This window comes from uncultured Amaricoccus sp. (assembly GCF_937858865.1).
GTDB lineage: Bacteria > Pseudomonadota > Alphaproteobacteria > Rhodobacterales > Rhodobacteraceae > Amaricoccus.
Genome location: NZ_CALLYO010000165.1, coordinates 1 through 2,451 on the forward strand (window position 1 = coordinate 1; position 2,451 = coordinate 2,451).

Consider the following 2,451-nt stretch of genomic DNA (forward strand, 5'->3'; position numbering starts at 1 on the left):
CGAGGCGGTGGGCGACCGGGCCGACATCCTCTTCGGCACCCACGGCCAGTTCACCGCCTCGGGCGCCATCCGCCTCGCCCGCCGCATCGCGCCCTTCGACCCGCTCTGGTTCGAGGAGCCGGTGCCGCCCGACGCGCCGCTCGACCTCGCCCGCGTCGCCGCCGCCTCGCCGGTCCCGATCGCCTGCGGCGAGCGGCTGACCACCAAGGCCGAGTTCGCCACCCTGCTGCGCGCCGGCGGCGTCGGCGTGCTGCAGCCGAGCCTCGGCCGGGTCGGCGGCCTCCTCGAGGCGCGCAAGGTCGCCATCCTCGCCGAAGGCTTCGGCGTCCAGGTGGCCCCGCACCTCTACGCCGGCCCGATCGCCTGGGCGGCCGCGGTCCAGCTCGCTTTCTCCATCCCGAACTTCCTGCTGCTCGAGACGATCGGCACCGGCGACGGCTTCCACGCCGACCTGCTGACCCGCCCGATCCGCTGGGAGGCAGGTTACGTGCTCGCCCCGGAGGCCCCCGGCCTCGGCGTCGAGATCGACGAGGCCGTCGCCCGCGCCCATCCCTGGACCGGCGAGCGGCTGCATCTCGAGATGAGCCCCGCCCCGCACGAGCCGGGCGCCCCGCCCTTCGCCGGCGGCTGAGGCGCGTTAACGATGATTTCAATCCGGTTAACGGTGGAAGATTGTGAAGCAAAAACAATGCCGTACCCAAGCGGGCACGCGTGCCCACCCCGCGCCCCCGCGATGGCATTCCCCGCCAGAACTCCGGCGCCCTGACGACCGCGCGCACGAATCGCCGTAGGCCTTCCCCCGAACGGTTCCGACGCTACCCCGTCCCGGCGGGCGGTCGGCGCCGGATGCAGCGGAAGCCGATGTGGCTGGTGCCGGTGTCGACCATCTGGGCGTGGCGGGCAGCCGGGCGGTAGCGGCGGCAGTAGGAGGGGGCGCAGAGGAAGGAGCCGCCCTTGACGACGCGCCGGGGAATGCGGATCCGGGGCTGCGCCGGATCGTAGCTCCCCTCCCGGTCGGGCCCGCGCGGATTGTCGGCGGCGCAGCAACCCGGCTTCTCCGGCTCGGCGGCGGCGTGCTTCGGCGCGTACCAGTCGGTCGTCCATTCCCAGACGTTGCCGCAGACCTCGTAGAGGCCGTAGCCGTTCGGCGGGAAGGACTTGACCGGGCAGGTGCCCGGCCAGCCGTCCTCGGCGGTATTCTGCCAGGGGAAGGCGCCCTGCCAGGTGTTGGCGACGTGCCGGCCGCGCGGGACGAGTTCGTCGCCCCAGGCGAACTCCTTGCCCTCGAGGCCGCCGCGAGCGGCGAATTCCCATTCCGCCTCGGTGGGGAGCTCCTTGCCGGCCCAGGTGGCGAAGGCCTGGGCGTCATCGAAGGCGACGTGGACGACCGGATGGTCCTTGCGGCCCTTGATCGCGCTGCCCGGGCCCTCCGGATGCCGCCAGCAGGCGCCCGACACCCAGCGCCACCAGTTGCGGAAGTCGCGGGTATCGACGGGGCCGGGCGTCATGTGGAAGACGACGCTGCCCGGCAGGAGATCCTGCGGCGCCGCACCGGGATAGGCGGCCGGGTCGAGCGGGCGCTCGGCGACCGTGACGTAGCCGGTCGCGGCGACGAAGGCGGCGAACTGGCGGTTGGTGACCGTGGTCTCGTCCATCTCGAAGGGCGCGACGCGGACGGGGTGCGCCGGCGCCTCCTCCGGGTAGTGATGGTCCGACCCCATCAGGAACGCGCCGCCGGGGATGCGGCGCATCGCGGGGGCGGCGGTCACCGCCTTGGCCGTCGCGCGTCGGGGATGGCTCTGCCGGTTCATGGCTTCTCGAAGGGATGGGCGGCCTTCCGGTCGCGGTCCATGCGGCCGAGAGCCTATGGCCGAAATCGCCGGAGGTCCATACCGGCCGGCCGGCGTGCTCAGGTCCTGAGCACGCGGTAGATCGCCGGGATGACGAGGACGGTGAGCAGCGTCGAGGAGGCGAGGCCGAAGAGGAGCGAGATGGCGAGGCCCTGGAAGATCGGGTCGGCGAGGATGACGGCGGCGCCGATCATCGCGGCGAGCGCGGTCAGGAGGATCGGCTTGAAGCGGATCGCGCCGGCCTCGATCAGGATCGCCGCCAGCGGCCGGCCGGCGGGATCGGCGTGGCGGATGAAGTCGACGAGCAGGATCGAGTTCCGCACGATGATGCCGGCGAGCGCGATGAAGCCGATCATCGAGGTGGCGGTGAAGGGCGCGGCGAAGAGCCAGTGGCCGCCGAGGATGCCGATGAAGGTGAGCGGGATCGGCGTCAGGATGACGAGCGGCAGCCGGAAGGAGCCGAACTGGGCGACGACGAGGATGTAGATGCCGAGGAGGGCAACCATGAAGGCGGCGCCCATGTCGCGGAAGGTAACCCAGGTCACTTCCCACTCGCCATCCCAGAGGAGGGTCGGGAGGCTCTCGTCCTCGGGCTGGCCGT

Annotated in this window: 3 protein-coding genes; 1 reads left to right on the top strand and 2 read right to left on the bottom strand. The window is 72.3% G+C overall.

Annotated elements, in window-relative coordinates; genetic code table 11:
* Window positions 1-631 (top strand): mandelate racemase/muconate lactonizing enzyme family protein (locus tag Q0112_RS04590; RefSeq protein ID WP_297972065.1); only part of this gene is annotated, 631 nt, incomplete at its 5' end.
* Window positions 632-815: 184 nt separating this feature from the next.
* Here Q0112_RS04590 and Q0112_RS04595 read toward each other — a convergent pair.
* Together Q0112_RS04595 and Q0112_RS04600 are read right to left on the bottom strand one after the other, a co-directional pair.
* Entirely contained in the window at window positions 816-1,811 is a 996-nt protein-coding gene (locus Q0112_RS04595; protein WP_297972068.1) for a formylglycine-generating enzyme family protein, read from the bottom strand.
* A 98-nt stretch (window positions 1,812-1,909) separates the two neighbouring features.
* A partial coding sequence (locus Q0112_RS04600; protein WP_297972070.1) for an efflux RND transporter permease subunit occupies window positions 1,910-2,451 on the bottom strand: 542 nt, incomplete at its 5' end.